The organism is Variovorax sp. 01T439_2, from assembly GCF_056398445.1.
Window position 1 is genome coordinate 1 of the sequence record NZ_JBFTPJ010000500.1, and the last position, 5,029, is coordinate 5,029.

Consider the following 5,029-nt stretch of genomic DNA (forward strand, 5'->3'; position numbering starts at 1 on the left):
CCGGGTGCTCGCGCTCGGCGGCGAAGTGGGGCAGCAGCTCGCGGTGGGCGCGGAGCTGATACGGATCGACGTGGAGGCGCAGGGTGAGGCGGTGCAGGTGCCGGCCGCGCACGCACGCGCGTCCGCGCCCGTGCCGGCACCTGCACCGGCGGTAGCAGCTGCGGCGACATCCGCTCCGGCCGTGCGCATATCCTCATCGGCCGGCAAGCCGCTCGCCGCACCCGCGGTGCGCCATCGCGCCGCGGTGCTCGGCATCGATCTGCAGCAGGTGCCGGGCAGCGCCGCGGACGGCCGCATCCTGCACGAGGACCTCGACGCCTGGCTGCTCCGCAGGCAGGGCGCGCAGGCGCCGGGCCCGCCGCGTTACGCGGAGCGCCACGACGAGGAGGCCGTGCCCGTGACCGGCGTGCGCCGCCGCATCGCGCAGCGCATGCAGGATGCGATGCGCCGCATCCCGCACTTCACCTACGTCGAGGAAGTCGAYGTGACCGAGTTGGAGCTGCTGCGCGCGCGGCTCAACGAACGCTGGGGCAGCGAGCGGGCGCACCTGACGCTGCTGCCGCTGCTGGTGCGCGCCATCGTGCTGGCGGTGCCGCGCTTTCCGCAGGTCAATGCCCGCTTCGACGACGAGACCGGCGTGCTCACGCGCCACGGCGCAGTGCATGCCGGCATCGCGACCCAGACCGCCGTGGGCCTCATGGTGCCGGTACTGCGCCACGCCGAAGCGCGCGACCCCTGGTCCAGCGCAACCGAGATCGCGCGCCTGGCCGAGGCCGCGCGCGCGGGCCGCGCCACGCGCGACGAGCTGAGCGGCTCGACCATTACCGTCACCAGCCTCGGCGCGCTGGGCGGCATCGCGTCCACGCCGATCATCAATGCGCCCGAGGCGGCGATCGTCGGCGTCAACCGCATCGTGCAGCGCCCGGTGATGAAGGATGGCGCCGTGGTCGCGCGCCGCATGATGAACCTGTCATCCTCCTTCGACCACCGCGTGGTCGACGGCCAGCTGGCGGCCGAGTTCGTGCAGGCCGTGCGCGCCTCGCTCGAATGCCCGGCGCTGCTCTTTGTCGAATAGCCGGCGTGCGACTGCAGCGCCTCAGGCGGCCGTGTCTGGCGCGAGGCCCGGTCCCTGGTGGAACACCAGGTCTTCCACCACCACGCCGCCCACCAGGTGCTGCGACAGGATGCGGTCCATGTTCTCCGGCGTGACGTTGTAGTACCAGGTGCCGTCGGGCTGCACGCACATCACCGGCCCGCCCTTGCAGGCCGCGAAGCAGCCGACGCGGCTGCGCTTGACGCGCAGTGCACCCTCGTTCAGGCCCGCGGCCTTGAACTTGTCGCCCAGGCTGTCGAACAGGTCCTGCGAGGCGCCGTCGGGGCTGCAGCGCGGTCCCGTGCAGACCAGCAGGTGGCGCTTGTAGCCGCCGATCTTGGGCTTGACCACCTCGCTCATTCCTGCGTCTCCTCGAGCGGCGCGGCCGCGGGGCTTTCTTCTTCCTCGGCCGGTGCGGCCAGCACGGCCTCGATGTAATCGACGGGCAGGCGGTGCTGCGCCGCCAGCGCGGCGGCGCTCGCGCCTTCGGCATGGTCGGCGCGCAGGTTGGCCATCCAGCCCAGCAGGCCGGTCGACAGCGAGCGGCCTGGCTTCTCGCCGCTGCGCGTGTTGCCGCCATCGTCCAGGTCGTACTTGTTGGCATAGCCGCGCGGCGTGACCATGAGGCCGTGCTGCACGAAGGTGTGGCTGTTGCCGATGAGCACCGTCGTCAGCATGCCGATGTCGCACTCGCTCATGTGGGCAAGCGTGGTGAACTCGATGCGCTCGCGCCGGCGGTAGGCCGACTTGACCACCGCCACCGGCGTGTCCGGCCGCCGGTGCCGCAGGAAGAGCTGCTGCGCCTGCACGATCTGCTGGGTGCGCCGCCCGCTCTTCGGGTTGTAGAGAGCCACCACGAAGTCGGCCGCCGCCACCGCGTCGAGCCGCCGCGCGATCACGGGCCAGGGCGTGAGCAGGTCGCTCAGCGAGATCGAGCAGAAGTCGTGCGTGAGCGGCGCGCCCACCAGCGCCGCGCAGGCGTTGATGGCCGACGCGCCGGGCACCACCTCGACGGCGATGTCGGAGTCCGGCGTCCAGCCGGCCTGGAACAGCACCTCGTAGGTCGGGCCGGCCATGCCGTAGACGCCGGCATCGCCGCTGGAGATCAGCGCCACCTTCTTGCCCTCGCGGGCACATTCGAGCGCATTGACCGCGCGGTCGAGCTCCTCGGTCATGCCCTTGCGGATCACTTCCTTGCCCTCGAGCAGGTCGGCCACCAGCTTGATGTAGGTGCTGTAGCCGACCACCACGTCGGCTTCGGCGATCGCGGCCAGCGCGCGGCCCGTCATGTGGTCGTGGTGGCCGGGCCCGATGCCGACCAATGAAATCTTGCCGCTCATGGATTCACCTCCAGTGCCGGCGCGGTGCGCGAATTGCCGAACGCAGCGGCCAGCACCGGCCGCAGCCAGCGCTCGAAGGCCAGGCCGCAGGCCACGCCCGTCGAGGCCCAGAAGCTCAGCGAGATCCAGGTGGTCACCCAGATGAAGCGCGCATCGAGCGTCCGCAGCGCGGCCTGTGCCTCGGGCCCGAAGCCCGCGAAAGGATCGCCTGCGGCCTGCGGCGCACCCACCACGAAAGGCAGCGCGAGCCAGGCCGCAGCCGCGGGCCAGCGCAAGGCACTGCGCAGGCCCGCGAGCGAGATGCAGGCCAGCGCCGCGCCGGCTGCGGCCAGCACCCACCAGCCCTGGCGCGAACCCAGCCGGGCCGCATCCATGCCGGGGATCTCGGCCGGCAGCCCGAGCGACGGCCAGAAGTGAAAGCTCAGCCAGCCGGCGGCAGACACCAGCAGCGCCAGCGGCAGCGAGCGCATGCGCGTGCCGCGCCAGAGGCAGACGCCCATTGCCGCAAGCACCAGCAGCGCCATGCTGAAGGCATGCAGCATGTTGGCGACCCAGCTCCAGAAGCTGCGCTCGGCGCCGTCCTCGGGCTGCCATTGAACTTCATCCGCGGCAGCGCCGTGGGCATGCGCCGCGTCATGGCCGTGGCCTGCAGGCGCGGCCTTCTGCGATTCGTAGCTTTCGGCCGCCTGGATGATCGGCGTGGCCCGCCACTGCTGCACGCCGGTCTGCACGCTGCCCACCAGCACGGCCGCCGCCAGCGCGGACCAGATCAGTCGTTGGAAGATCATGGGACGCTCCGCGCTCAGTGGCAGGGCTTGACCGTGACGTGGCGCACGTCGTGCGCGGCGTTGTGCGCGAGCGGGCTTTCGGCAAAGGCGACGCCGTACAGGACGAACAGGCCCAGCGCTGCGGCGCCGGCCAATTGCAGCAGCAGGCTGCGCGCCGTGCCGGCATGGGCGAAGCCGCCGGTGTGGGAAGTGGTGTGCGTGGAGGAGGCGTTCATTGCGGGTTCCATTCGAGAGAGTGAGGGTTGGAGTTCATCAGGACATGCGCGCGATCGAGACCGTCGCGTGGCGCCCGTCGGCGCCGCGGTGCTTGTGCTTGGGGACGACCAGCGCCGCCATCGGCAGGCCGCCGCCGGCCAGCAGCGCGGCCGCCTCGCTGACCGAAGGCGTGCCGGTGTGGCGGCGCACCGTTTCCGACGGATGCGGCACGGGCACTTCTGCCAGCTGCGCGGCAGAGTAGAAGCGCAACGCCCAGCCGTGGGCCGCGGCCAGTGCCAGCAGGCCCGGTTCGTCGGCCTTCAGGTCGATGCTGGCTGCCGCCGCCACCTGCGCGAGCTGCGTGCCGATGCCGGCCAGCGCTTCGTCGATCGCCTGCTGCAGCGTGGCCTGCGGCGTGCCGCGGTCGCAGCCCAAGCCGATGGCGTAGCGCACGGTGCTCATAGCGGCGGCCGATAGACGACGAGCCGCTCGGCCAGCGCGCTCCAGCGTTCGGCGCTGACTTCGGCCTGCGTGATCCACAGCACGGCCTTGAAGCGCGCGAGGTCGACCTCGTCGAAGCGCGCGAAGCGGTGGATGTTGGCGGGCAGGGGCGTGGGGCGGGTCCACCAGCCGGCGCTGCCCGCTTCCTGCACCACCGCAATCGGCTCGCCGTTCACCACATGGGCCGAGACGCGCGTGATGTTGATCTTGGGTGCCTCCACCTTCCAGCCGAGCTCGCGGCCGAGGATGTCGACCGGAATCGTCTTGCCCACGTCCGACGCGGTGGTCAGCACCGGCGTGGCGCCCAGCAGCGAAGCGACCTGCTCGGCCATCGCGTTGGCGCCACCCACGTGGCCCGAGAGCACCGGAATCACGAACTGCGCGGCGTCGTCCACCACCAGCACGCCCGGGTCCTCGTCCTTGCTCCGGGTTGGGCAAGCCGGCCATGAGCGGCGCGAACTTGTCCGCCACGCACACGCTGGCCTCCGGCAGCTGGCGGGCCAGGCCGGCGGCCTGCTGCGCGCCATGTTTGGTGATGGCCACAAGCACCACACGGGGTGCGGCTTCATTCGTCATTCGGGTTGTCCTCTTCGATTTCGGTGCTGGTCTTCTTGCGGCAGCCGCGCACCAGTTCGCCGCGTTCGCGGCCGGGGTTCTTCACCAGCAGCAGCGACAAGTAGTTGACCTTGCTGCCCTTCAGGCTGGCCACGTCGTGCACGATGCGTTCGACCGGCGAGCCGGCCTTTTCGATGAAGCGGCTGTGCGCGAGCAGGCCGCGCCGCGCCAGCAGGTCGATCAGGTCGTCGAGCAGCGGCTTGACCTTCATGAGCACCAGCGTGTCGAAGTCGTCCAGCATCTTCTCGACCGCCGCAATGCCGTAGGCCGCCGGCACGATGGCCACGGTGTCGTCCTGCTCCGAGAGCGGCAGCTGCAGGCGCGCGCAGGCCGCGTTGAACGAGGTGACGCCGGGCACCACGTCGATGCGCGCGGCCGGGTCGAGCTCGCGCAGCACGCGCGCCAGGTAGCAGAAGCTCGCGTAGGTGGAGGCATCGCCCTCGACCAGGAACAGCACGTCCCGCCCGGTGGCCAGCAGCGCCTGCACGGTCTCCGCG

The 5,029-nt window shown here is 71.3% G+C and carries 7 protein-coding genes and 1 pseudogene; 1 reads left to right on the top strand and 7 read right to left on the bottom strand.

Features of this window, described 5'->3' with window-relative positions; translation table 11 throughout:
* Window positions 1–1,075 (top strand): dihydrolipoamide acetyltransferase family protein (locus tag AC1DOC_RS21500; protein ID WP_478130449.1); only part of this gene is annotated, 1,075 nt, incomplete at its 5' end.
* 21 nt (window positions 1,076–1,096) lie between these two features.
* On the opposite strand, the gene AC1DOC_RS21505 is transcribed toward AC1DOC_RS21500, so the two are convergent.
* The 7 genes and pseudogenes from AC1DOC_RS21505 to AC1DOC_RS21535 all read right to left on the bottom strand — a co-directional run.
* Entirely contained in the window at window positions 1,097–1,453 is a 357-nt protein-coding gene (locus AC1DOC_RS21505) for a (2Fe-2S) ferredoxin domain-containing protein (protein WP_012746162.1), read from the bottom strand.
* Window positions 1,450–2,433: a precorrin-3B C(17)-methyltransferase gene (gene cobJ / locus AC1DOC_RS21510; RefSeq protein WP_012746163.1), complete on the bottom strand. Its 984-nt coding sequence runs from the start codon at window positions 2,431–2,433 to the stop codon at window positions 1,450–1,452. The genes AC1DOC_RS21505 and cobJ overlap by 4 nt, the downstream gene beginning before the upstream one ends.
* Window positions 2,430–3,221: a CbtA family protein gene (locus AC1DOC_RS21515; RefSeq protein ID WP_478079071.1), complete on the bottom strand. Its 792-nt coding sequence runs from the start codon at window positions 3,219–3,221 to the stop codon at window positions 2,430–2,432. The genes cobJ and AC1DOC_RS21515 overlap by 4 nt, the downstream gene beginning before the upstream one ends.
* Window positions 3,222–3,235: 14 nt before the next feature.
* Window positions 3,236–3,436 (bottom strand): CbtB domain-containing protein, encoded by a 201-nt coding sequence (locus AC1DOC_RS21520; RefSeq protein ID WP_012746165.1) that lies wholly within the window; start codon window positions 3,434–3,436, stop codon window positions 3,236–3,238.
* Between the two features lie 37 nt (window positions 3,437–3,473).
* Window positions 3,474–3,878: a cobalamin biosynthesis protein gene (locus AC1DOC_RS21525; RefSeq protein ID WP_012746166.1), complete on the bottom strand. Its 405-nt coding sequence runs from the start codon at window positions 3,876–3,878 to the stop codon at window positions 3,474–3,476.
* Window positions 3,875–4,493: pseudogene (locus AC1DOC_RS21530) on the bottom strand (cobalamin biosynthesis central domain-containing protein). Before AC1DOC_RS21530 ends, AC1DOC_RS21525 begins: the two are co-directional and overlap by 4 nt.
* Window positions 4,483–5,029 (bottom strand): SAM-dependent methyltransferase (locus tag AC1DOC_RS21535; RefSeq protein WP_478130450.1); only part of this gene is annotated, 547 nt, incomplete at its 5' end. The gene AC1DOC_RS21535 and the pseudogene AC1DOC_RS21530, both read right to left, overlap by 11 nt.

What these genes read in the sequence shown, in the direction of transcription:
- AC1DOC_RS21505 (WP_012746162.1), bottom strand. Translation starts at nt 1,453, where the DNA reads ATGAGCGAGGTGGTCAAGCCCAAGATCGGCGGCTACAAGCGCCACCTG.
- cobJ (WP_012746163.1), bottom strand. Translation starts at nt 2,433, where the DNA reads ATGAGCGGCAAGATTTCATTGGTCGGCATCGGGCCCGGCCACCACGAC.
- AC1DOC_RS21515 (WP_478079071.1), bottom strand. Translation starts at nt 3,221, where the DNA reads ATGATCTTCCAACGACTGATCTGGTCCGCGCTGGCGGCGGCCGTGCTG.
- AC1DOC_RS21520 (WP_012746165.1), bottom strand. Translation starts at nt 3,436, where the DNA reads ATGAACGCCTCCTCCACGCACACCACTTCCCACACCGGCGGCTTCGCC.
- AC1DOC_RS21525 (WP_012746166.1), bottom strand. Translation starts at nt 3,878, where the DNA reads ATGAGCACCGTGCGCTACGCCATCGGCTTGGGCTGCGACCGCGGCACG.